Annotated in this window: 21 protein-coding genes; 10 read left to right on the forward strand and 11 right to left on the reverse strand. The window is 63.6% G+C overall.

The window, feature by feature from the left end:
* Nucleotides 1-7 precede the first annotated feature (7 nt).
* The 7 genes from H0O22_RS02615 to H0O22_RS02645 all read left to right on the forward strand — a co-directional run bounded on the left by H0O22_RS02615 (nt 8) and on the right by H0O22_RS02645 (nt 5,668).
* Complete coding sequence (locus H0O22_RS02615) at nt 8-895, forward strand: ROK family protein (protein WP_185187494.1); 888 nt, start codon at nt 8-10, stop codon at nt 893-895.
* Nucleotides 896-997: 102 nt separating this feature from the next.
* Nucleotides 998-2,239, forward strand: a complete 1,242-nt coding sequence (locus H0O22_RS02620) for a glutamate-5-semialdehyde dehydrogenase (RefSeq protein ID WP_370521501.1) — start codon at nt 998-1,000, stop codon at nt 2,237-2,239.
* Nucleotides 2,236-2,607: a dihydroneopterin aldolase gene (locus tag H0O22_RS02625; RefSeq protein WP_185187495.1), complete on the forward strand. Its 372-nt coding sequence runs from the start codon at nt 2,236-2,238 to the stop codon at nt 2,605-2,607. Before H0O22_RS02620 ends, H0O22_RS02625 begins: the two co-directional genes overlap by 4 nt.
* A 3-nt stretch (nt 2,608-2,610) precedes the next feature.
* Nucleotides 2,611-3,210 (forward strand): triacylglycerol lipase, encoded by a 600-nt coding sequence (locus H0O22_RS02630; protein ID WP_185187496.1) that lies wholly within the window; start codon nt 2,611-2,613, stop codon nt 3,208-3,210.
* A gap of 76 nt (nt 3,211-3,286) precedes the next feature.
* Nucleotides 3,287-3,991, forward strand: a complete 705-nt coding sequence (locus tag H0O22_RS02635; RefSeq protein WP_185187497.1) for a DUF6629 family protein — start codon at nt 3,287-3,289, stop codon at nt 3,989-3,991.
* 19 nt (nt 3,992-4,010) lie between these two features.
* Entirely contained in the window at nt 4,011-4,559 is a 549-nt protein-coding gene (locus H0O22_RS02640) for a hypothetical protein (protein WP_185187498.1), read from the forward strand.
* On the forward strand, nt 4,559-5,668 hold the full coding sequence (locus tag H0O22_RS02645) for an alpha/beta hydrolase (protein WP_185187499.1): 1,110 nt from the start codon (nt 4,559-4,561) through the stop codon (nt 5,666-5,668). The genes H0O22_RS02640 and H0O22_RS02645 overlap by 1 nt, the downstream gene beginning before the upstream one ends.
* Here H0O22_RS02645 and H0O22_RS02650 read toward each other — a convergent pair.
* The 6 genes from H0O22_RS02650 to thrS all read right to left on the reverse strand — a co-directional run bounded on the left by H0O22_RS02650 (nt 5,642) and on the right by thrS (nt 14,722).
* On the reverse strand, nt 5,642-7,021 hold the full coding sequence (locus H0O22_RS02650) for an arginine repressor (RefSeq protein WP_185187500.1): 1,380 nt from the start codon (nt 7,019-7,021) through the stop codon (nt 5,642-5,644). The two genes, H0O22_RS02645 and H0O22_RS02650, sit on opposite strands and share 27 nt — an antisense overlap.
* 38 nt (nt 7,022-7,059) lie before the next feature.
* Nucleotides 7,060-9,186 (reverse strand): M3 family metallopeptidase, encoded by a 2,127-nt coding sequence (locus H0O22_RS02655; RefSeq protein WP_185187501.1) that lies wholly within the window; start codon nt 9,184-9,186, stop codon nt 7,060-7,062.
* 53 nt (nt 9,187-9,239) lie between these two features.
* The gene (locus H0O22_RS02660; RefSeq protein ID WP_185187502.1) at nt 9,240-10,862 is read right to left on the reverse strand and encodes an NAD(P)H-quinone oxidoreductase subunit 4; all 1,623 of its coding nucleotides are present in this window, start codon (nt 10,860-10,862) and stop codon (nt 9,240-9,242) included.
* Between the two features lie 154 nt (nt 10,863-11,016).
* Complete coding sequence (gene thrB, locus H0O22_RS02665; RefSeq protein ID WP_185187503.1) at nt 11,017-11,961, reverse strand: homoserine kinase; 945 nt, start codon at nt 11,959-11,961, stop codon at nt 11,017-11,019.
* A gap of 31 nt (nt 11,962-11,992) precedes the next feature.
* Complete coding sequence (gene glk, locus H0O22_RS02670) at nt 11,993-12,997, reverse strand: glucokinase (protein ID WP_185187504.1); 1,005 nt, start codon at nt 12,995-12,997, stop codon at nt 11,993-11,995.
* A gap of 6 nt (nt 12,998-13,003) precedes the next feature.
* Nucleotides 13,004-14,722, reverse strand: a complete 1,719-nt coding sequence (thrS, locus tag H0O22_RS02675; protein WP_221625492.1) for a threonine--tRNA ligase — start codon at nt 14,720-14,722, stop codon at nt 13,004-13,006.
* A gap of 176 nt (nt 14,723-14,898) precedes the next feature.
* Between thrS and H0O22_RS02680 the strand changes: the two genes are divergently transcribed.
* Nucleotides 14,899-15,261, forward strand: a complete 363-nt coding sequence (locus H0O22_RS02680) for a DUF2605 family protein (RefSeq protein ID WP_185187505.1) — start codon at nt 14,899-14,901, stop codon at nt 15,259-15,261.
* Here the strand turns inward: H0O22_RS02680 and H0O22_RS02685 are convergent.
* From H0O22_RS02685 to H0O22_RS02705, 5 genes are all read right to left on the reverse strand, one after another.
* Entirely contained in the window at nt 15,252-15,914 is a 663-nt protein-coding gene (locus tag H0O22_RS02685) for a glycoside hydrolase family 104 protein (protein ID WP_185187506.1), read from the reverse strand. The genes H0O22_RS02680 and H0O22_RS02685 overlap by 10 nt on opposite strands.
* Before the next feature lie 210 nt (nt 15,915-16,124).
* On the reverse strand, nt 16,125-17,153 hold the full coding sequence (gene trpS / locus H0O22_RS02690) for a tryptophan--tRNA ligase (RefSeq protein ID WP_185187507.1): 1,029 nt from the start codon (nt 17,151-17,153) through the stop codon (nt 16,125-16,127).
* Between the two features lie 61 nt (nt 17,154-17,214).
* A complete protein-coding gene (locus tag H0O22_RS02695) occupies nt 17,215-17,667 on the reverse strand; it encodes a hypothetical protein (protein WP_185187508.1) in 453 nt (150 codons plus the stop codon).
* A 19-nt stretch (nt 17,668-17,686) separates the two neighbouring features.
* The gene (locus H0O22_RS02700; RefSeq protein WP_185187509.1) at nt 17,687-18,199 is read right to left on the reverse strand and encodes a hypothetical protein; all 513 of its coding nucleotides are present in this window, start codon (nt 18,197-18,199) and stop codon (nt 17,687-17,689) included.
* Nucleotides 18,192-19,121, reverse strand: coding sequence for a cation diffusion facilitator family transporter (locus tag H0O22_RS02705; protein ID WP_185188249.1), 930 nt, complete (start codon nt 19,119-19,121; stop codon nt 18,192-18,194). Before H0O22_RS02705 ends, H0O22_RS02700 begins: the two co-directional genes overlap by 8 nt.
* A gap of 232 nt (nt 19,122-19,353) precedes the next feature.
* Here H0O22_RS02705 and H0O22_RS02710 point away from each other — a divergent pair, with 232 nt between their 5' ends.
* Together H0O22_RS02710 and psbA are read left to right on the forward strand one after the other, a co-directional pair.
* Nucleotides 19,354-20,631, forward strand: coding sequence for a YcjF family protein (locus tag H0O22_RS02710; RefSeq protein ID WP_255439432.1), 1,278 nt, complete (start codon nt 19,354-19,356; stop codon nt 20,629-20,631).
* Between the two features lie 186 nt (nt 20,632-20,817).
* On the forward strand, nt 20,818-21,894 hold the full coding sequence (gene psbA, locus H0O22_RS02715; protein WP_185187510.1) for a photosystem II q(b) protein: 1,077 nt from the start codon (nt 20,818-20,820) through the stop codon (nt 21,892-21,894).
* Nucleotides 21,895-21,922 lie beyond the last annotated feature (28 nt).

A 21,922-nucleotide genomic window follows, 5' to 3' on the forward strand; every position in this document is an offset into this window, starting at 1 on the left:
CCTCCCCATGAGTCAGCTGATCGGAGTGGATGTGGGGGGCACGGCCCTCAAGCTCGGCCGCTTCTCAAGCGATGGAGAGCTGCTGGCAGAACTGACATGCCCGACGCCTCAGCCGGCCATGCCCGGTGGCGTCGTCACCGCCATCGTCGATGCGGTGGCAGACCTGGACCCGGAGGGATTGGCCCGTCGGGTGGGCATCGGTTTGCCTGGCCCGATGGATGCCGAGGCACGCGTCGCCCGCGTCTGCATCAACCTTCCGGGGTGGCAGCAGGTGCCCCTCGCGGAGTGGCTCGAACCCCAGCTTCAGCGCCGCGTCACCCTCGCGAATGATGGCAACTGTGCCCTGATGGGGGAGGCCTGGAGAGGGGGGGCTGTCGGCTACGACGACGTCCTGCTGCTCACCTTGGGTACAGGCGTGGGCGGTGGAGTCTTGCTGAACGGCCAACTCTTCAGCGGCCATGGCGGCGCCGTGGCGGAGCCGGGGTTGATCAGCGTGGATCCCGAGGGCCCCCCCTGCAATAGCGGCAACCGCGGTTCGTTGGAGCAGCACTGCAGTATTGCGGGCTTGCGCCGCTTGATGGACCGCGATCCCCAGACCCTTGATCAGCTGGCCCGCGCTGGTCATCCGGAGGCCCTGGCGGCCTGGCGGGACTACGGCCGCTGGCTTGGGGTGGGACTGAGTTCCTTGATCTATGTCCTGACTCCCCAGCTGGTTTTGATTGGTGGGGGACTGAGTGCGGCTAGCGATCACTTTCTGCCCGGTGCCCTGGCGGAGGTGGAGCAGCGGGTTCAGGCCGAAAGTCGCCGTGGCTTGATCATTCGCCGCGCCCAGCTCGGAAACGGAGCCGGCCGACTGGGGGCCGCGCGCTTGGCGTTGGAGCGCCTCCGCGATTGAGTCCGGCTGGGATGATGCTGATTCGAGCCAAGCAAGTGTGTGAACGTTCCTGATCCATCGCCTGAACTGCTGCAGCGCGCTGGTGCGGTTCGCACCGCTGCGATGGCCTTGGGACGGTGCAGTGATCAGGAGCGGCGGCAGGCGGTCTTGGCGATGGCGGACGCCCTTGAGGCTGAGGCCAGCCAGATCGTGGCTGCCAATGCCGCTGATCTGGAGGCCGCGGCGGCCGATGGTTTAGCCCCGGCTCTGGTTGCCCGGTTGAAGCTGGATGCCAAGAAGTTGGCTGGGGCGATCGAGGGGGTGCGCCAGGTGGCCCAGCTACCTGACCCGGTCGGTGTTCGCCAGATGCATCGGGAGTTGGACTCCGGATTGGTCTTGGAGCGGTTGAGTGTCCCCCTGGGTGTTCTCGGGGTGATTTTTGAGGCACGTCCCGATGCGGTGATGCAAATCGCTTCCTTGGCGATCCGCTCCGGCAATGGCGCCATTCTCAAGGGAGGCCGTGAGGCCAACCGCAGCTGCACCGCCATCCTCTCCGCCCTGCGGTCTGGCTTGGCCGCCTCGGCGGTGTCTCCCCAAGCCCTGGAGTTGCTCACGTCCCGGCAAGAAAGCCTGGCGTTGCTCAAGCTGGATGGCCTGGTGGATTTGATCATCCCCCGCGGTTCCAATGCGCTGGTGCGCTTCATCCAGGACAACACCCGCATCCCGGTCCTGGGCCATGCCGACGGGGTTTGCCACTTGTACGTCGATCAGGAGGTTGACGTTCCCCAGGCCATCCGGGTCGCCCTCGACGCGAAAACCCAATATCCCGCCGCCTGCAACGCGATTGAGACCCTGCTGCTGCATCGTTCGAGTGCCGCGCCCTTCCTGGAGCAGGCCCTGCCCGTCTTCGCCCAGGCCGGTGTCGAGCTGCGCGGTGATGCCGCGAGTCAGGCTTTGGGGGTCTCCAAGGCTGCCGCTGCGGAGGACTGGCGGACGGAGTACTCCGATCTGATCCTCTCGGTCCGGGTTGTCGACGACCTGCAGCAGGCCCTCGATCACATTGCCCAGAACGGTTCGCGCCACACCGAGTGCATTTGCACCACCAATGGCGGAACGGCGGAGACCTTCCTGCGCAGTGTTGATAGCGCCGGGGTCTATCACAACTGCTCGACGCGTTTTGCCGATGGTTTCCGCTACGGCTTTGGCGCTGAGGTCGGCATCAGCACCCAAACCCTGCCGCCCCGTGGGCCCGTCGGCCTGGAGGGTCTGGTGACCTACCGCTACCTGCTGCGCGGTGATGGTCACATTGCGGCGGATTACGCCTCCGGAACCCGCAGCTTCAGCCACCGCGATTGCCCTTTGTGAGTTCCTCCGATCGCATCCTGGTGCGGGACCTCCGCCTCTGGGCCCACGTCGGTGTGCTCCCCCATGAGCGTGAGCTGGGTCAGTGGTTCGAGCTCGACATCGAGCTCGGCTGGGATCTCAGTGCGGCCGCGGCTGCGGATGACGTGGGCGCCACCCTGGACTACAGCCGTGCGATCACGGCCCTCCAGGGCCAGGCCCGCGCCTTGCGTTGTCAGACCTTGGAGCACTGGAGTGGGCTGATTTTGGATCTACTCGAGGACCTCTACGGTCCGGTGCCGATGGCGATTGAACTGCGCAAATGCCAGGCGCCTGTTCCTGGATTTAGCGGCAAGGTGGGTGTGCAGCGTCGCCGTCATCAGGCTCCTTGAACCATGTCAGAGCGTCCTCTGCTTCTGATCCATGGACTCTGGGATACCCCCCGCCTGTTTCGGCGCCTGGAGCAGACGTTGCTCGAGCGCAATCCGAATCTGCCGCTCTTTGCACCCCACTTGCCCCATCGGCTGGGGGCCACCCCGATCCGTCAGCTCGCCGCGCAACTGGATGGGTTGATTCAGGAGCGCTTTGGCCCCCAGACCAGCGTTGATCTCTTTGGCTTTTCTATGGGCGGGGTCATTGCCCGGACTTGGCTCCAGGAATGGGGAGGCGCGAGCCGGACCCGCCGCTTTGTCTGTTTGGGCAGCCCCCAACAGGGAACATTGACGGCCCAGCTGATTCCGCGCTGGCCCTTGGCGGGCATTGCGGACATGAAGATCGGGAGCGCTCTGTTGCGTGATCTCGATGCTGGGCGTGATCGCCTGGATCCGCTGCAGTGCGTGAGTTTGTATAGCCGTACGGACATCACGGTCTTCCCGGGTTGGCGAGCGGTGTTGCCCCAGGGGCCGCGGCAGGCCCTGCCCGTGTTGACCCACCGCCAACTGATTGCCCATCCCCGGGCAACAGCTGCCGTGGCGGATGTCTTGCTCGCGCCTTAGCGACAACGAATCTCATCAAGGTCGTTGTCCATGGCCTTCAGCGTGTCTATGGGTAGGCCACGTTTGAAGGCCTCGCATGTGCTTTTCAGCCTCGGCCAGTTTTACGGCGTCAGCGGTGTTGATGCCGTTGGGGCTCTACAGCACCCACGTCGCGCAGAAGACGGGCAAACGTGACTACGTGCCCTTGGCCTTGGTGCCCTTTTTCTTCGGGGTCCAACAGTTCGTTGAAGGCTTGGAGTGGACCGCGATTGATCAAGGTGGCGTGGAGCCCTTGAGCACATTGGCGGGATTGGGCTTCCTCTTTTTCGCCTATTGCTTCTGGATGATCTGGATCCCATGGAGCGCCTGGTCGATTAGTCGAACGACCGATTCCAAGGGGCTGCAGAGACGCCTGCGTTGGGTGGCGATTGTGGCAACGGTCCTCGGTGTTGCCTTCTATTTGCCGGTGCTCTTCAATCCCCCGGCTCTCCAGCCTGCGGTCCATAGCAACGGTCGCTTGCTCTATGACGTGTCCAACCTGCACAGCATCATTCACAATTTTGTGAACACAGAGCCCGTCGGTGAGCTGGTCTATTGGGGCTTCATTGTTCTCCCCCTGATCGCTGTCGCAGATAAGGCGGTGAAGCTGTTTGGTGTTCTGATCTTTGTCTCGATCTTCCTGACCTGGCTGACCTACAGCGCCACCTTCAATTCGGTCTGGTGTTTCTATTGCGCTGTGCTCTCGATCTATGTGATCTGGATTGTGAATCGACCGGCCTTGCGCGCTGCATCGGGCCAGTAGATCCAGGGGAGGTCTCGGCATGGAGATCCAAACAGCACTGGACGCGCTCGGTGGCTGGCTGGTTCAAACCGACATCGGCTTGGGTCTGCTGCTGCTGGTGGGACTTTCCATGTCCCTCTCCCATGTCTTCACGCTCCTGGCCAATCGTCTCAATCGCCGCCAAATCATCGTCCATTTGATCCTTGATGGCCTGATGCTTTCGGTTGCGTTTCTCTTGAGCAGCAGCATCGATATGGTCCTGCTCGCCACCAGTGCCAGCGTGACGATCCACCCCAGTGATTTCATCAATGGGGTCGCTATTTGTTTACTCCCGGCGGTCTTTTATCTGTTGGTGGCTGCTCCCTATGTCGGTGAGACCATCGGCTTGGGCATCTGGGTGTTGATGCATCTCAACGTCATCACCCTGTTGCATGCTCGCTTCGCGTTGCCCTACGGCGAAGCTCTTCTCCTGGCGACCCCGGGCTATGTCGTGGCCGTCCTGTTGGTCTGGCTGCTGTTTCGCCAGGGCTGGCAGGCGGGCTACAGCACCTTGGCGTCCCAACTCTCCGATGCCCACGGGTCTGAGTGATGCAGAAACGCTCCCAGGCCAATTGCGCGGCCATCCAGGCGCAGCAACACAGTCTTCGCTCCCGCTTGGGCTTCATCGTCCTCGTTTTGGCGGTGGGTCTGGGGGTCAGTTGGTTTGGTGTGGGCCATGTTCTGTTGGCCCTGCGTTCGATCTTTGACTGGACGGACATCAACCTGCTGCTGCGTTGGTCCGGCCTGTTGCTGTTGGTGCTCATCCCGACGGCCGGGATCTACTCCTTAGTGACGCAGTTTGCGTTTTGGGAAGGCTGGCTGGATGGGCTCCCCGACCCCACGGCCCTCTTCCCCGATTCAGCTCCCATCAGCGAGCACAGCTGTTTTGTGGTCTATCTCGATGGCATCCATCAATTGGAGCGGGATCACCCGCCCAGGGTCTCGGCCTTTCTTGGACTGCTGGATCAGCAGCTAAATCCCGGTACGCGACTCGTGAAGGGCTTAGAGGCGTACACCGTTCTTCCCGTCGCCCTCGCGCAGGACATCGGTAGTGCCTGGTTCTGGCGCCGTTTATTTGCACTCCAGGAGGACCACCCCAACGGTTGGATTCAGCTGATCGCCGCTGTGCTGGTTCAGGCGAACAACGTGATCAAGGTCGGGATCTCATCGGACCACCGCTATGGGCCGATCATGAACTACGAGCTCTCACTGAAGATTGCCTTGCGCTTAGGCGAGGTCGGGTTCCGGCCGGATCAAGGGCAGAGGGTTGTGCTTGTGGGCTACAGCGGGGGGGCTGAGATGGCAATGGGGGTGGCGGATTACCTGCGCCGCATCTGCAGGGCCCCGGTGAGCATCGTGAGCTTCTGCGGTGTCTTTAGCGGCAACCAACTCCTGAACCAGCTCTCGAAGATCACCATGATCATTGGCAGCCGTGATCCGGTGGCGGCCTTTGGTCGCATTGCCTATCCGGGGCGATCGCCGTTGCTTCCCCTCTCCAACTGGAATCGAGCCCTCAAGCACTCCTGCATCGAACGCCGTGAAATCAAAGGGATGAACCACAACGGTCTTCAGGGTCCCTTCGCCGAGCTGCATCGCGAGGCCGTTGTCGAGCAGATCGTCCAGGCGATCGAGTCAGAGGACGCGGGCACGTTGGGTTAGCCGGAACGGACTGCTCTCGGGTTGGCAGGCCTGAAGCCGTCGCTTGGCCTCCTTGCTGGCTTCGCCAAAACAGAAGCCATCGTGCGGCAAGTCCATGACCGCTTGGCGGTACCGCCCGAGAGCCCTCGGTTCCGCCTGCACCGCATCGGCCCTGCGCAGCAGCCGCTCGCGCCAGATGCCGCCAAGCAGGCAGGGGAAGAGATCGCAGCGGCCCTCCAGGGCCTGTTGCAAGAGCGCTGAGCTGTCGATGCAGAACCCCAACGCGCCATAGCCCCCCAGCCAGAGGCCATCGGCGTCGCTTTCCTGGTTGTGGATCAGCGCCACCAGATCGCAGAGATCCATCACCTCAAGGAGACGTTCCCCCTCATACGCCTCCCCCAGGTAGCGGACCGTTCCATTGCGGCTGTCGTTCTGCCAAGGACGCTGCAGGTCGTTCAGCGCTTCCCAACCGCAGAGGCCCTCCGTGCCTTGGTAGTACTGCAGCCGCAGTAGTTCTGCTCCCTTGCGCCATTCCAGCTCGAGGCAGCTGTGGGGCAGGAGGCTTTGAACCTCCTCGCCAGTCTCCCCAAGCAGACCCGTACGGATCGGAAGGGCCAGGGGGATCTGACTCCAGTTCGGATCTGAAGGCTCCGCTCCGGGGAGGCTGGCACCGAGCCCGAAGCTGGCCACGCTGGCCCGCAACTGAGCCCGCAAGCTCCAGCCGCTGTCTTGCAACTGGGCGAACCAGGCGCGGCAGCTGCTGGCTCCATCGATCCGCCAGGGCGCGCCTCCCAGTCCGTTCGCCGAGAGCCGATTCAGGACACGGGCGGCCAGGGCGTTGCGTTGCCGTTCCCCTGGGGATTGCTCATGGCGGAGCCCGACGTTGTGCCAGATCAGCCCACCGCTCAGGGGGCCGGCTTCGGCGTCTAGCGCGGGCTCCGGTTCGGCTGGGGTGGGATCGAGCCGCAGGAGTTCCTCCAAGCGGGTGGGGAGCGAGCCGTCTGCTCTCCCCCGCCAATGCCCGATCGCTCCGTCCCCCTCCGGTAAGAAGTGGGGCAGGGCATCGGCCACGGCTGCGAGCAGGGCCGGAGTTAGCAGTTCACGTTCGATGAGCCCACCCAGGGATTGCAGCCGCTGGGGTAGGTCCGCCGGCGCCAGCTTCCATCCCTTGGGCAGGAGCCAGAGCAGCGGCAGTAATTGGGGTTTGTGCAGCTGTTGGGCCAAGCGTTTGAGCCAGTCCGCTCGGGTTAAGCCCGCGCGAAAAACGCTCTGCTCAAGGGCCTCCTCAAAGGCGAGCAGTGGAACGGAGCAAGACCAGTTCGGATCCAGCTGCAGCGGATCGGCATGGGACAAGCGGGGAGAGACTCCAGCCATGTCACGGCCCATCTCTCCCCATCCTGGAGGTGTTGGCCTTAAACGGCCACCAGGCCGGAGTGGCGAATCAGGGCCTCGCTGCTGGGTTGACGACCGCGGAAGGCTTCGAAGACCTGCTTGGGATCCAGGCTTCCCCCGAGGCTGAGCACCGTGTTGCGGAAGCGACGTCCGGTTTCACGGATCTGCTCTTCGTTCTCGAGCCCCACCTCTTCAAAGGCGCCGTAGGCATCGGCACTGAGCACCTCGGCCCACTTGTAGGAGTAGTACCCGGCGGCGTAGCCCCCCGCAAAGATGTGCCCGAAGGAGCAGAGGAAAGCGTCCTCGTCGATGGGGGCCAATACCGTTGTGTCCGCGGCGATCTCCCGGCGCAGCGCCTCCGGCGTGAGGCCGGCATCGGCTCTCCACTGGCTGTGCAGGCGCAGATCCACCAGGGCAAAGTGCACCTGCCGCAGGGTTGCGGATCCCCCCATGAAGGTGCGGGCCGCCAGCAACTTGGCGAATTCGCTCTCCGGGAGGGGTGCGCCGGTCTCCCAGTGGCGGGCCATCCCCATCAAAGTGGCCCGGTCGTAGCACCAGTTCTCCATGAACTGGCTGGGCAGCTCAACGGCATCCCACTCCACCCCATTGATGCCGGCGGCCTGGGGGTGCTCGACGCTGGTCAGCATGTGCTGGAGGCCGTGCCCGAACTCGTGGAAGAGGGTCTCGACCTCGTCGAAGGTCATCAGGCTCGGGGTCTCACCGACCGGTGCACTCTGGTTGCAGATCAGGTAGGCCACCGGGAGGACCGCGCTGCCGTCCTCGCGCTTGGAGCGCACGAGGCACTCATCCATCCAGGCTCCACCGCGCTTGCTGCCCGGCCGGCTGTAGGGATCCAGGTAGAACCCGGCGATCGGTGTGTCCTGCTCGAGGATGCGGAAGAAGCGCACATCCGGATGCCAGATCGGTGCCTCGCCATCGGCGGCCTCGATGCGTATCCCGAACAGCCGCTCGCTCAGGGCAAACAGACCGTCGAGCACCTGGGGTAAGGGGAACCATGGGCGTAGGGCTTCGCTGTCGAGCTCGAAACTTTCCTGGCGGAGGATCTCCGCCCAATAGCTGATGTCCCAGGGCTGCAGATCGTCCGCTTCCGCTGCCCCGTGGGCCTTGGCACAGCCCGCGAGGGTCGCCAGCTCCTGTTGGGCAATTGGGTATGCGGCGCTGCGCAGGTCCTCCAGCAGGGCTTCCACGGCCTGCTCGGAGTCGGCCATCTTGGACGCGATGCTGAGCGCGGCCCAGTTGGCGAAGCCCAGGCGCTCGGCCTGCTGCCGCCGCAGGGTCAGGATCTCTTCGATCAAGGGCCAGTTGTTGAGATCGCTGCCGTTCTGGCCGGACGCGCGGCTGACATGGGCCTTGTAGAGCTGCTCCCGCAGGTCCCGCCTGCGGCTGTATTTCATGAAGGACACGTAGCGGGGCATGTCCAGGCCCAGGAGCCAGGGGCCCGCTTCGCCGGTCGCTGCTTCATCCCCGGCCTGGCGCGCGGCTTGCGCCAGCTGATCCAACAGGCTTGCTGGCAATCCCTCCACCTCGGCGGACTGCGTCAGGCGCAGGGTCCAGTTGTTGGTGGCATCGAGGACGTGGTTGCCGAAGCGTGTCGACAGCTCCGCCAAGGTCTGACTGGCGGCGTTGAAGGCCTCTTTGACAGCGCCGCTCAGGCCAACGCCCCGCAACTGCATGTCCCGCAGCTCGGCATCGAGGATCCGCTGTTGGGTCCCGTCCAGCTCGGAGAGTCGCTCCTTCAGCTGCTCGAGGGCGCGATAGATGACCTGGCTTTGACCGGCGCGGTTGCCGAACTGCACGACAGCGGCCTGCTGGCTGGCATGGGCGTCACGGAGCTCTGGGCTATTGCAGACCCCGTTGAGATGACTGACGACGCCCCAACTCCAGCGCAGGCGTTCGCCGAGTCGCTGGAGCGGATCGATCACCGCGTTCCAATCGAGGGGCTCCCCTTGATCTAGCTTCTGGCTGAGCTCGGCCTCGAGGGATCCCAGCTGATCCTCCAGGGAGTCCATCAGGCCCGGGATGTGTTCGCGGACCGCTTCTGGCGTGATCGCTTCGAACTGCGGTAGCCCCTCTCCGCGCAGAATTTCCGGCTGAGCGGTGGCGATGGCGGCTCGGCTGTCAGTCATCGGTGGGGCCATGGATGGCCCCATTTCAGCCCAGCTGCAGGGTCCGCGGGGGTTCAGCCGAGGGCGGGTAGCCGAAGGGCAACGACGGCGTGTTGGGCGAGGTCGTTCGAGAGGGCCGTGGTGGTCGCCTCATAGAGATCAATGGCGACCCGCGGCCAGAAGCCAATCACCAAGGTGGGCACCAGCAGGGTCAGGCCAATCAGGAGCTCCCGGGGCTTCATGTCACCAAGGACCGCCAGGGCGGGGATTCTGGGGCCAAAGAAGACCCGGCGGCACAGGCTCAGCAGGTAGATCGGTGTCAGCACCACGCCGATTGCGGCCAGGACCACGGCAATCACGCGGAAGCCAACGGTGAAGCCTTCATTGCTGGTCACGCCCAGGAACACGGTGATTTCACTGACAAAACCGCTCATGCCCGGCAGTGCCAGGGAGGCCAGGGAGCTGGCCACAAAGAAGGCGAAGGTGATCGGCAGGACCTTGGCCAGTCCCCCCATGTTGGGGATCGACAGGGTCTTGGTGCGCTCGTAGAAGACCCCGGTAACAAAGAACATGGCCGCCGCGATCAAGCCATGGCTGATCATCTGCAACATGGCGCCACTCATGCCGAGGCTGTCGATCGCACCGATGCCCAGCAGCACAAAGCCCATGTGGCTGACCGAGCTGCAGGCGATCCGACGTTTGACGTTGTCCTGGGCGAAGGCGTTGAGGGCGCCATAGACGATGTTCACGATGCCCAACACGATCAGTGCGGGTGCCAGCTGCAGGTGCGCCTCCGGGAGCATCTGAACGTTGAAGCGCAGCAGGGCATAGCCGCCCATCTTTAGGAGCACCCCCGCCAACAGCATCGAGACCGGTGCGTTCGCTTCACCGTGGGCATCGGGAAGCCAGGTGTGCAGCGGGAACATCGGCAGCTTCACGCCGAAGCCCACCAGGAAGCCCAGATAGCAGAGCAGGCCAAACACGCCGCCGGGGGAGCGGGCGATCAGTTCGCTGAGGTTGAGGGTGAAGGGGCCATTGAGGGCCAGAGCCAGGCCGCTGAGCAGGATCAGCAGAGAGGCCGTGGCGGTGTACAGGATGAACTTGGTGGCCGCGTACTGACGCTGCTGGCCGCCCCAGATCGCAATCAAGAGATAGACCGGGACAAGCTCCAGTTCCCACGCCAAGAAGAACAGCAGGAAATCCTGCGAGAGAAACACCAGGGCCTGGGCCGAGGCCTGGACCAACAACAGCGCGAAGTAGAGCCGGGTCTTCTTCTGAATATTCCAACTGGCCGCCACGGAGAGCAGCGTGACCAATCCGGAGAGCACCACCAGCGGAGCCGATAGCCCATCGGTGGCGAGGGACCACTCCAGGCCAATGACAGGGACCCAGGCGAAGCGCTCCACCAGCTGGAGGCCCGCAATGGAACCGTCGTAGTGCTGGCTGTAGACGTAGAGCATCAAGCCCAGGTCCGCCAGAAGGGTGACCAGGGCGACGGTCCGGGGCAGCTTGGGGTCCGTGCCGTCTCCAGGGAGGAGCATCACCAGCGGAGCGATCGCGATCGGCAGAAGCGCGATCAGGCTCAGCCAGGGAAACGTGGTCGGCGCCGCCAGGGTGCCGTTGGCCAGGGCGGAGTCGCCAAATGCGGAGCCGGGAATCGCTGCAGACGCGGCCAGCAGGGGCAGATTGGCGTCCATCGCGTGCACGGCTTTTGGATGTCTTGGGGGCTATCCCGTATCTGGGTCTAGCCCTCGAGGGGCTCCACCCTGCACCTACGGAAGCGACCGTTCAGCGTTCAAATCTACCAGTGAGACTGACCTGTCCTAGGCATTTTTACCCAGGGGAGCGGGTTCAGGAGGGCAGGTGATCCCAGCGGCTGCCGCCTTGGTGGAGCTGCAGCACTTGCGAGCGCGAGGCCACGCCGGCCCCCTCCCAGGCACGCACCATGGTCTTGCTCACGGCGACGGCCGAGTCCTCGGGGCAGAGGGCCAGGATGCTTGGCCCGGCGCCGCTGATCACGCAGCCCCAGGCACCGGCGCCCATGGCCGCATCGCGGACCTCTTTGCCCCCTTGGATCAGTCCCCAGCGATAGGGCTCGTGGATCCGGTCGTGCATGCCATCGGCAATCAGGTCGCCATTTCCGGTGCGTAGGCCCTGCAGGAGCAAGGTCAGGCACCCCAAGTTGGTGACCGCATCGGGAATCGAGATGGCCTTGGGCATCACCCGCCGAGCTTCGCTGGTGGAGAGGCGTATCGCTGGGATCGCCACCACCACCATCACCTTCGGGTCCCACTCGCAGCGCACGACGCGCCAGCGGTGGGAGGCCGCCCTTGCTGTCATGCACAGTCCGCCGAGCAGTGAAGGCACCACGTTGTCGGGGTGGCCTTCAATGTCGATCGCCAGCTCCAGCAACTTCTCGCGGCTCAGCTTCTCGCCAATCAGGGCGTTCGCTCCCATCAAGCCGGCGACGATCGCGGTGGCGCTGCTTCCCAATCCTCGAGCGGGGGGAACCGCGAGGCGGACCCGGGCCTCGATCGCGATGGGTTCTTCTCCTGCTTCTTTCCAAACCCGCTGCGCGGCCCGATAGACGAGGTTGTCGGGGCCTCCACGCAGGTGGGATCCCTCACTGCCTTCGATCACCAATTCGAAGCGCTCACCACCCCCTTCGATGCAGCGCATCTCGAAGCGGTTATTCAGATCAAGGGCTGCTCCAAGGCAATCAAAGCCGGGACCCAAGTTGGCTGTTGTGGCGGGGACATCCACCACAACCCCCTGTCCGATGCGGGGGCGGGCCATGCGCTCTGTTCTGCTGGGCTCAGTGTCCCACTCAGGCGTTCAGGAGTCGGGCTCGGCAGGCGGCACTGAACAGGCCCGTCTCCGCATCGATCAAGGCATGGACTGGGATTTGTTCCACCACAGAGCTCAGGCGTCCTTTGTTGAGGAAGGGGCCAAGGAAGCGTTCTGACTGCAGCTCCTTCAGCAGCTTGCCTGCGGTTCCGCCCCCCACCCAGAGGCCGCCGTAGCAGAGGCTTTGCAGGGCAAGATCCCCCGCGGCGCTTCCATAGGCCGCGAGCCAGAGATCCAGGGCCGCACGGGCTAGGGGGTCACCGGCGCTGGCCGCCGTAGCCGTCGCGGCTGGCAGTTCCGTCTCCGTGGTGCCCATCAGGGCGTGGTTGTGCCCATCGGGATGGCTGGCCAGGCGCCAGCGCATGACGTCTCCGAGGCCCGTGCCGCTGACCACTCGCTCGATGGATAGACGCGGCAGCCCCAACTCCTGCATGAGCCAGGTTTTCAGTTGCCACTGCTCCTCAGTGCAGGGGGCGAACTCGGCATGGGAGGCCTCACTGGCCATCGCCTGAAGGCCCGAGGCTGTAGGAACGCCGATGGCGACGCCCAGTCCAGTGCCAGCGCCGAGGATGGCGATTGGGGCCTTCGGATCGGGCCGGCCGCCGGGGGCGGCCCGCAGGGTCGTCTGTTGCTCGGGCTGGAGATGCGGCAGCCCGTAGATCAGGACCGCAAAGTCATTGACGAGTTCGACAGCCTTCAGCTGACAGTCCCGCGCCAGCTGCTGCTCCTCCAGTAACCAGGGCAGGTTGGTGAGCTTCACGCGTCCCTGCCGCACCGGTCCGGCGATGGCAAAACAGGCCCGCTCGGGACGGGCAAAGCCGGAGGCTTCGCCGCCCAGAAAGTCGTTCACGAGGGCCGAAAAGTCGGGCCATTCAGCCGAGACGTAGCGCTGAGCGGCGCAGCGCACCAGCGCCGACCCCTCGACGCGGTAGAGGCCAAGCAGGGTCTTCGTGCCGCCGATATCGCCGGCGAGGAGCGTGGTCATCGGGGATCAGCAGGGGCTGATCTTGAGCCCCGCTCCCCGATCTTGATTCGCCACTTGGGCGGCGGCCACAAGTGAGTCCAAGGGGATGCTGCCGAGGTCGCCATCGCGGCGGCTGCGCAAGCTGATACTGCCACCCTCGGCTTCCTTGGCACCGATCACGCCGAGGACGGGGATCTTCATCTGCTCGCCGTTGCGAATCAGCTTGCCGAGGCGATCACCGGAGTGATCGACGCTGGCGCGGACACCGGCTGCCTTGAGGGCCGTGGCAACGGACTCGGCGTACTCGCGCACCTCATCGGTCACCGGCAACAGACGGATCTGTTCGGGAGCGAGCCAGAAGGGGAAATCCCCGGCGTAGTTCTCGGTCATGATCCCGAAGAACCGCTCCAGCGAACCGAAGATGGCGCGGTGAATCATGATCGGCCGCTGCCTTGAACCGTCTTCGGCGACGTAGTCCAGGTTGAAGCGCTCCGGCAGGTTGAAGTCCAGCTGGATCGTGGAGCACTGCCACATCCGGCCGATGGCGTCCTCGATCTTGAGGTCAATCTTGGGGCCGTAGAACGCGCCGCCGCCCTCGTCGATCTTGTAGGCCCAGCCCTTGCGATCGAGTGCTTCGATGAGGCCTTGGGTCGCGAGATCCCAGACCGCGTCCTCACCGATGGATTTCTCAGGGCGGGTCGAGAGGTTGATCTCGTAATTGCGGAAATCGAAGGTCGAGAGGATCTCTTCGGTCAGGTTCAAGATCGCCAGGATCTCGTCGCTGATCTGCTCGGGGAGACAGAAGACGTGAGCGTCGTCCTGGGTGAAGCCGCGGACGCGCATCAGGCCATGCATGACTCCAGGGCGCTCATAGCGATAGACCGTTCCTAGCTCGGCCCAGCGGATCGGGAGCTCGCGATAGCTGCGCAGGCTGTTGGCGTAGGTCAGCACATGGAAGGGGCAGTTCATCGGCTTGAGCTGGTATTCCCGCTCATCCACCTGCATCGGGCCAAACATCGACTCGCTGTAGAAGTCGAGGTGCCCCGAGGTCTTCCAGAGGCTGATGTCAGCCACATGGGGCGTGTAAAGCAGCTCGTAACCGGCGTTGAAGTGCAGCTCGCGCCAGAGGTTTTCAATGAGAAGGCGCATGCGGGCGCCACGGGGGTGCCAGAACACCAAACCCGCGCCGGCCTCGTCCTCAATGGAGAACAAATCGAGGTCGGTGCCGATTCGGCGGTGATCACGGCGCTTGGCCTCTTCTTGCCGGCGCTTGTATTCCGTGAGCTGCTCTGGGGTCTCCCAGGCGGTGCCATAGATGCGCTGCAGCTGGGCGTTGTTCTCGTCGCCGCGCCAGTAGGCACCGGCAACGCTTTCCAGGTCAAAGGCCTTGGCGTTGAGCTCTTTGGTGTTGCTGACGTGGGGGCCGGCGCAGAGGTCCCACCACTCCTCCCCCAGGGTGTAGAGGCTGATGGGTTCCTGAATGCCCGCCAGGATTTCGAGCTTGTAGGGCTCGTTCTGGGCCTGAATCTTTTCTTCGGCCTCGGCGCGGCTCACCTCAAGGCGTTCCAGTGGAAGCTTCTTGTTGATGAGCTTGATCATTTCCTTCTTGATGGCCTTGAGGTCGGCCTCGGTGAAGGGATCGGGATTATCGAAGTCGTAATAGAACCCGTTTTCCGTCCAGGGCCCGATGGTCACCTGGGCCTCGGGAAACAACCGCTGGACCGCCATGGCCATCACGTGGCTCATGGAGTGGCGGATGCGCAGAAGCTGCTCGCTCTCGCTGGTCTTGGGCAGATGCACCGTCACCACGTCCTGCCCCGCATCACTGGCTGCAGGCTCGGCAGTTCGGGTCGCGGTCACGGCGGCGGGATAGCAACCCTGATCCTACGCAGCGCAATTCAGACCATTACTAGGGTGTGGGGGTGAGTAACCCCCAGGAACCCAAGGCTGAGTCAGCTGAACTGCTCGACCATCTGCTCGAGTCCCTGTTTGGCGACTTTCTCTATTGGTTTCAGCGCGGTCTCGTCCTCTTGGATCACGCCCCGGATCACCTGGTGCCCGCCCAGGAGCAGCGTGAACTCCGGGCTGCGTTGCAGGAAGCGCTCCAGGCGATTGCGGCCACCCAATCCCTGCGGGCCGCCTGTTCGACCCCCATGGCGGTGGACATGGATGCCATGACCCCCTGGCACCGGTTGATGATGCGGGTTTGGAGTCTTTCCGCGATGCTGCGGGTCGCGGGGGTGCCCCTGCCGGAGCAGGAGCGTCCTGACCCTCCTCAGGCCTGAGCCCAGCGGCTGCGCTTCAGCTGCTTGAGGTTGTTCGCGTAGAAGTTGGCGAGTTCGGTGGCTTTTTTCACCGGCTGGCCGTAGGCGCTGAGGCCGTTATGGCTGGGGAAGGAGGCCCACTCCTTGGACAACACAGCCATGACCTCGCGGGTCAGGCCTTTGCGATCCACCTGATCGAGAACGCCGCGGCGATCAATCAGATAAAGGGCGGCTTGGTCCTGGTTATGGGGCTTGAAGCTCCGCAGGCTCAGTTTGGTGGCCGCTTCCCTCCAGGTGCCCGGCAAAAACTGATAGGCACCGGCGGCAGCGCTGGCGTAGCGCTTCACCACGACAACATCAGGGTGCTTGGCCAGGCTGCTGAAACGTCCACCGCCATAGAGGGTGCGATAGCCCTCGTGGCCCTGTTTCCAGGTGCCTTCGGCATAGCGGATCGTGTTCAGCAGTGCCCGCCGGTGGGGCGTGATTGCGTACAGCTCACCCGAGTCGCTTTGGCTGGCAGCAGTCACGACGTGCTCGATGGACTGATCCACTTCGCTCCCCATGGAGGGAGCGACCAGGGGACCGGCGGCCAGGAGCAGCAGACCCAGTGAGCAGGCCGGAGCGGCGGCACGGCTGGGCTTGAGGGAGCGCTGGAGCGAATGACGAATTGGCAAGCGGCACAACGTCGCAGTTCATTGAGATTGCTGGTTGATCGAGTCTCAAAGTGAGATTTCCCAGCCGAACTGGACAGGGGACGGCTTGATGTGCTGCTGCTGTTTTTTGAGCTTGTGAGAGAGATTTGGGCTGGCGCGCTCCAGGCTTGGCGCGCCAACGGATTAGCCACCTTTATCTTTTCTTTGGCTTTTGATTAACGCCTTCGGGCTTTAGCTGGCTTTGAGGAAGCCCAGGGCCTCCCGGGTGCGCTCCAAGGTCGCCTCCGCAACGGCATTGGCCCGTTCGCTGCCCGCCTTGAGGACGCGGTCGAGTTCGGCGGGATCAGCGCTTAGGTCGTTGTAGCGCTCTTGAATCGGCCGGAGTGCCTCCACGAGGGTCTCGGCGAGGAGGGGTTTGAATTTGCCCCAGCCCATGTCGGCACATTCAGCGGCAGCGGCCTCACGGCCTTTGCCGCTGAGCAGCGCGTAAAGGCCCAGCAGGTTGTCGGTCTCGGGACGGTCGGGGTTGCCGAATTCCAGCCCCATCACCGGGTCCGTTTTGGCGCGTTTCACCTTCTTGGTGATCAGCTCCGGCGGATCCAGCAGGTTGACCCGTGATCCTTCATTAGGGTCGCTCTTGCTCATCTTGCTGTGGCCGTCGGTGAGGCTCATGACCCGCGCTCCCTCCTTGAGGATCAAGGGTTCGGGGACCTTCAGGACGGGGATGGGCTCCCCATCGGCATCCCGCGGAGCGAAACGCGCATTGATGCGCTGTTGGGCGATGTCGCGGGCCAGCTCCAGGTGCTGCTTCTGGTCCTCACCAACCGGAACCAGGTCCGCGTCATAGAGAAGGATGTCCGCCGCCATCAAGACGGGGTAGTCGAGCAGGCCGACGGAGACCTGGTCCCCTTGCTTGACGGCCTTCTCCTTGAACTGGATCATCCGCTCCAGCCAGTTCAACGGCGTCACGCAGTTCAGCAGCCAGCAGAGCTCGCTGTGGGCGGAGACGTGGCTCTGAACGAAGACCGTGGCCTTGTCGGGGTCGATCCCGCAGGCGAGGTAGAGCGCAGCGGTGTTGCGGGTATCCCGGGCCAGGGCGGCCGCGTCGTGGGGAACAGTGATCGCGTGCAGGTCCACGACACAGAAGAACGTCTCATGGCTGTCCTGGAGGCCCACCCAGTTCCGGATCGCCCCCAGCCAGTTGCCCAGATGCAAGGCGCCAGTGGGCTGAACTCCGGACAGGACCCTGGCGCGTTGCATGCGAGCTGGCGAGATGTTCGCCGGATTCTGCCTGGAGGCAGGACCCGGCAGCGGCTGGCGATCAGGCCTCGGTGGTTTCGCTGGTGTCCACGCTCTCGGCAGCGGTTTCCGCGGCTGCTTCAGCAGGGGCGGGCTCGTCGCTCACCGGTTCCTCCTCAGCCACGGCAGCGGCGGGTTTGGCGGGACGGGCAAAGGGGTTAGGGCGATTGCCAGGGCGCTCGCCGCGACCGCCGCCACGACGGTCGCTCCGTTCACCGCGGCCGCGGGAGCCAGCGCTGGCCTTCTGTTGCGCAACGATGTCGTCGATGCGGCCCTCTTCGATGAGCTGGGCCACGGTGCGCAGGGACAGGCCCAGGGCAGCCACGGTGGAGCGGACGCCGAAGGCCTCCTGCACGGCGCGGGCGGCGCGCATTTCGTTATCGCTCAGGCGAATGCGGAATCCACCGCCTTCCCGAGGACCGCGGTTGTCGCGGGACTGCTCGCCCGAATTCCGCTGGAAATCACCGTCGGCCATGGCCGCACACCTGAAGAAGTCAGCGGCAAGTGTGCCCTACGGACAGGGAGGCGGGCCAGTGCCAGATCAAGCGATGGTGTTCTGGGCTGCCTGTTCGGGCTAAGACCAGTACGGGCAACGGGTTTGGCCCCGCGGTCTCAATGCAGCTGCGGTAGCGCGAGAGCAGGTCGAGGTAGGCCTGAAGCGTCCACCCGTTGCACCCTTGGTCTTGGGCGGCCCAGAAGCGTTGGAGCGCCTCGGAGCAGGCGGTTTTCCCGAAGTCTTCCCAGCACTGTTCCTCGGCTTCAGCGCTGGAGAGGCCCGCTCGGATGAGGTTCCGAAAGCGAATCAATTCCGGTGCTTCTCCGCTGTTGTCCGGAGGCAGGACCGCACTGAGCTTGCTGATCGGAAGGATCCGCAGCCGCAACCAGCAGCGCTCGAGCAGGGCGATGGGCCGATCCCCATCCCAGCGGTTCAGCAGTTGTTGGCGGGCACTGAGATCCGCCAAGAGGTCCTGTTGATGGGGGGTGAGCCAGTCCCTGAGCTCAGCCATGGGTCCCCTGGAAGGTGATGGTCGACTCGGCGTACTCCCTGGGTTCGAGGTGAATCGTGCAGCGGACCGGACCAAAGCGGCGCTCGAGGTGGTCTTCGACGAGCTCCGTGATCCGGTGGGCTTTGGGGAGGTCGTCGGCATCGACCACCATGTGCAGCTCGATGAAGACCCGTTGACCGAGGACGCCGCGGCTCGCGATGTCGTGGACGTTGAGAACACCGGGGACGCCCATGGCTGTCTCATGGATCGATTCCGGCGCGATCGCGATTTGGTCCACCAGCCAGGGCAGGTTGGTCTTCAGGACCTGCCAGCAGACCCGGATCAAGAGCAGACAGAGCGGAATGGCCATCGCCACATCCAGCCAGGTCTGCTTGAACAGCACGACGCCGCAAAGGCCCACCAAGACGACGACCGTCGTCCAGATGTCGCTCGTGGTGTGTTGGGCATCGGCCAGCAGGAGTTGATTGCCTAGGCGTTTGCCCTCGCTTCGCTCGTAGCCGGCGAGCAGCAGGTTGCAGCCCAGAACGATCAAGAGCATCACGAGCTCTTGGCCGTCCAGACGAATCGGTTGCAGCCCCGAGGCGATCCGCTCCAGGGCCGTTCGCACGATCTCGAAGGCCGTTAAACAGATGAAGCCAGCGACGGCCAGGGCGCCGATGGCTTCGTATTTGTCGTGGCCGTAGGGGTGGTCACGGTCGGGCTTGGGGTCGGAGAGGCCATTCGTAATCAGACCCAACAGGCTGGAGAGGCCATCGGTGGCGCTGTGCATGGCATCGGCCAGCAGGGCCAGCGATCCACTGAGCAAACCGATGATCAGCTTCAGCAGGGACATACCCACGTTGACCCCAAGGGCCACCAGCAACACCCGCTGGACCTCGGATCGGCGGTCTTCGCGTTTGCTGTTCTGACCGGCCAGACCCATGGACCCGGAGGCTCGCTTAGGTCCTTCCACGCTATTGGGTCTGGGCATGGGTTAATAGCTGAGCTAAAGAGTTGGCGCGGTCGCCGAATTCAGGCCCCCTTTGACGGTTCCTCAGGTCTCAGCTGAATCCCCTACGCCGAGGCCCGTGCCCCTGGGGGAGCAGTTCAGGGCGACTGTGTGGCGCCAAGGCCTGCGCCACTGGCCGTGGCTGGCCGCGGCCAGTGGTAGCTGGATGCTGTTCGAATCCGTCCACGGTCCTCTGTCTTCAGTGTTGAGCCTGGGTGCGGCCGGAGCGGGTCTGTGGTTGCTGGGTGGTCGGATGCGGCCATCCGGTGACCAGCTGCCCCAGTCCTCCGAGGGCTGGTTTGAGCGCTGCGAGGCCGTCCTCGAGCAGTTCCAGACCCTTAACAGCAGCAATAGTGGCGAGAGTCCAGTCCAGGTCCAACGGTTTCAGCGGGTTCAGCAGCTTCGGCGCTCCCAGCTGAAGGTCCTGCGTCAGCGGCAAAAGGAGTCGGCGATCCACTTAGCCCTGGTGGGGACGCAGGCCTGGAGCGAAAAGGAACAGAACACCCTCCTTGCTCAGTGTCCCTGCGTTCATCCCCTCCGGGTGCACCGCAGTCATGCCTTGCCTCTGTCGCCCCAGTCCTGGGTTTGGCCCGAGACGTTTCGCCAATGCGAGCTGCTGCTGTATCGCCTGGATCTTCCCTTGAGCGCGGCGGATCTGCGCTGGCTGGAGGCACTCCCCGAACAACAACGTGTGGGGATCTTGGTGCGGACTCAGCCCGAGAGCGATGCCCCCCAACAGCTCCACCAGCTGGAGCAGCAGCTTCCCGTGCATCTGCGCGGGCGCTGTTGGCTTGTGGCGGATCAGGAGGCCTGTGCTTGGCAGGATCTATCGGCCTGGTTGGCTGAGTCCACCCCCCTCAGCCGCGAGCGGAATCAACAGCGTTGCCTGCATGAGCTGCACGAAGCTTGGCAGCTGGAGCTTGAGGGCTTGAGGCGGCAGCACTGGTCCAGGCTCCTGCAACGCACCCAATGGACCGTGGCGGCGGGTGTCGTTGTGGCTCCGGTCCCCAGCTTGGATCTGCTGGTTCTGGCCGCAGCCAATGGCTTGATGCTCCAAGAGATGGCTCGGCTTTGGAATTGCCCGTGGTCTCTGGAGCAACTGCAGGCGGCAGCCGCTCAGCTTGGAAAAGCCGCGCTGAGCCTGGGGGTTGTTGAGTGGAGCTCACAGGCCCTGGCTTCGGTGATCAAGTGGCATGGACCGACCTGGTTACTCGGCGGTGCGCTGCAGGCCTTGAGCGCCGCCTATCTGACCCGCGTGGTTGGACGGGCCATGGCGGATTACATGGCTCTGGCCGCTGGGGTCCCCGAAGAGGAATTGGAGGCGTTGTTGCAGCGTCAGGCACCCCTCCTCGTGGCCCGGGCGGCGGAGGAAGAAAAGCTCAATTTGAACGCGTTTCTGACCTCAGCACAGCAGTGGTTGAAACAGCAGCCGCTGCCTGCCTGAGCAGCAAGGGAACCACATCGACTCGCTATACATAACTTCATGAAGGCTTCATGAAGTTATTAATGAACATTCTTGTTCTTTTCTGAATTTAATTTTTGCTCCAGGAAATGTTTTCTCGGGCCCCCTAGGTTTTGCAGGCCGCATCTGCGGCATTCGTACTCATTCGGCTCAATTGAGCCTCCCTCTATGACCACTGCTCTTCGCAAGAGCGGCTCCAGTTCCTGGACGCAGTTTTGCGAGTGGGTCACCAGCACCGACAACCGCATCTATGTGGGTTGGTTCGGTGTCCTGATGATCCCCTGCCTGCTGGCCGCCACCATTTGCTACATCGTTGCCTTCATCGCCGCCCCGACGGTCGATATCGATGGCATCCGTGAGCCTGTTGCTGGCTCCCTGATCTACGGAAACAACATCATCTCTGGTGCTGTTATCCCCTCCAGCAACGCCATCGGCCTGCACTTCTATCCCATCTGGGAAGCCGCCAGCCTCGACGAGTGGCTGTACAACGGCGGTCCTTATCAGCTGGTGGTTTTTCACTTCCTGATCGGCATTTCCTGCTACATGGGCCGTCAGTGGGAGCTCTCCTACCGCCTCGGCATGCGCCCCTGGATCTGCGTGGCTTACAGCGCTCCGCTGTCTGCTGCTTTTGCAGTCTTCCTGGTGTATCCCTTCGGTCAGGGTTCCTTCTCGGATGGCATGCCCCTGGGTATCTCCGGCACCTTCAACTTCATGCTGGTGTTCCAGGCTGAGCACAACATCCTGATGCACCCCTTCCACATGCTTGGTGTGGCTGGTGTGTTCGGTGGTTCCCTGTTCTCCGCCATGCACGGTTCCCTGGTGACCTCCTCCCTGGTGCGTGAAACCACCGAGAGCGAGTCCCAGAACTACGGCTACAAGTTCGGCCAAGAAGAAGAGACCTACAACATCGTGGCTGCCCACGGTTACTTCGGTCGCTTGATCTTCCAATACGCCTCCTTCAACAACAGCCGCAGCCTCCACTTCTTCCTGGGCGCTTGGCCTGTGGTTGGCATCTGGTTCACCTCCATGGGCGTGAGCACCATGGCGTTCAACCTGAACGGCTTCAACTTCAACCAATCGATCCTGGATTCCCAGGGTCGTGTGTTGAACACCTGGGCTGACGTGCTGAACCGCGCCAACCTCGGTATGGAAGTGATGCACGAGCGCAACGCTCACAACTTCCCCCTCGACCTCGCTGCGTCCGAGACCACTCCTGTGGCTCTGACCGCTCCCGCGATCGGTTGATCTCAAACACGGGCTGATTTCAGCCAAA

The organism is Synechococcus sp. LTW-R (assembly GCF_014217875.1).
GTDB lineage: Bacteria > Cyanobacteriota > Cyanobacteriia > PCC-6307 > Cyanobiaceae > Vulcanococcus.

Coding starts and splice junctions, on each gene's coding strand:
- thrS (WP_221625492.1), bottom strand. CDS start 14,722: ATGAGCCACGTGATGGCCATGGCGGTCCAGCGGTTGTTTCCCGAGGCC.
- H0O22_RS02655 (WP_185187501.1), bottom strand. CDS start 9,186: ATGACTGACAGCCGAGCCGCCATCGCCACCGCTCAGCCGGAAATTCTG.
- H0O22_RS02660 (WP_185187502.1), bottom strand. CDS start 10,862: ATGGACGCCAATCTGCCCCTGCTGGCCGCGTCTGCAGCGATTCCCGGC.
- thrB (WP_185187503.1), bottom strand. CDS start 11,961: ATGGCCCGCCCCCGCATCGGACAGGGGGTTGTGGTGGATGTCCCCGCC.
- glk (WP_185187504.1), bottom strand. CDS start 12,997: ATGACCACGCTCCTCGCCGGCGATATCGGCGGCACGAAGACCCTGCTT.
- trpS (WP_185187507.1), bottom strand. CDS start 17,153: ATGCAACGCGCCAGGGTCCTGTCCGGAGTTCAGCCCACTGGCGCCTTG.
- psbA (WP_185187510.1), top strand. CDS start 20,818: ATGACCACTGCTCTTCGCAAGAGCGGCTCCAGTTCCTGGACGCAGTTT.
- H0O22_RS02640 (WP_185187498.1), top strand. CDS start 4,011: ATGGAGATCCAAACAGCACTGGACGCGCTCGGTGGCTGGCTGGTTCAA.
- H0O22_RS02620 (WP_370521501.1), top strand. CDS start 998: ATGGCCTTGGGACGGTGCAGTGATCAGGAGCGGCGGCAGGCGGTCTTG.
- H0O22_RS02710 (WP_255439432.1), top strand. CDS start 19,354: ATGCTGTTCGAATCCGTCCACGGTCCTCTGTCTTCAGTGTTGAGCCTG.
- H0O22_RS02705 (WP_185188249.1), bottom strand. CDS start 19,121: ATGGGTCTGGCCGGTCAGAACAGCAAACGCGAAGACCGCCGATCCGAG.
- H0O22_RS02695 (WP_185187508.1), bottom strand. CDS start 17,667: ATGGCCGACGGTGATTTCCAGCGGAATTCGGGCGAGCAGTCCCGCGAC.
- H0O22_RS02630 (WP_185187496.1), top strand. CDS start 2,611: ATGTCAGAGCGTCCTCTGCTTCTGATCCATGGACTCTGGGATACCCCC.
- H0O22_RS02645 (WP_185187499.1), top strand. CDS start 4,559: ATGCAGAAACGCTCCCAGGCCAATTGCGCGGCCATCCAGGCGCAGCAA.
- H0O22_RS02635 (WP_185187497.1), top strand. CDS start 3,287: ATGTGCTTTTCAGCCTCGGCCAGTTTTACGGCGTCAGCGGTGTTGATG.
- H0O22_RS02700 (WP_185187509.1), bottom strand. CDS start 18,199: ATGGCTGAGCTCAGGGACTGGCTCACCCCCCATCAACAGGACCTCTTG.
- H0O22_RS02615 (WP_185187494.1), top strand. CDS start 8: ATGAGTCAGCTGATCGGAGTGGATGTGGGGGGCACGGCCCTCAAGCTC.
- H0O22_RS02650 (WP_185187500.1), bottom strand. CDS start 7,021: ATGGCTGGAGTCTCTCCCCGCTTGTCCCATGCCGATCCGCTGCAGCTG.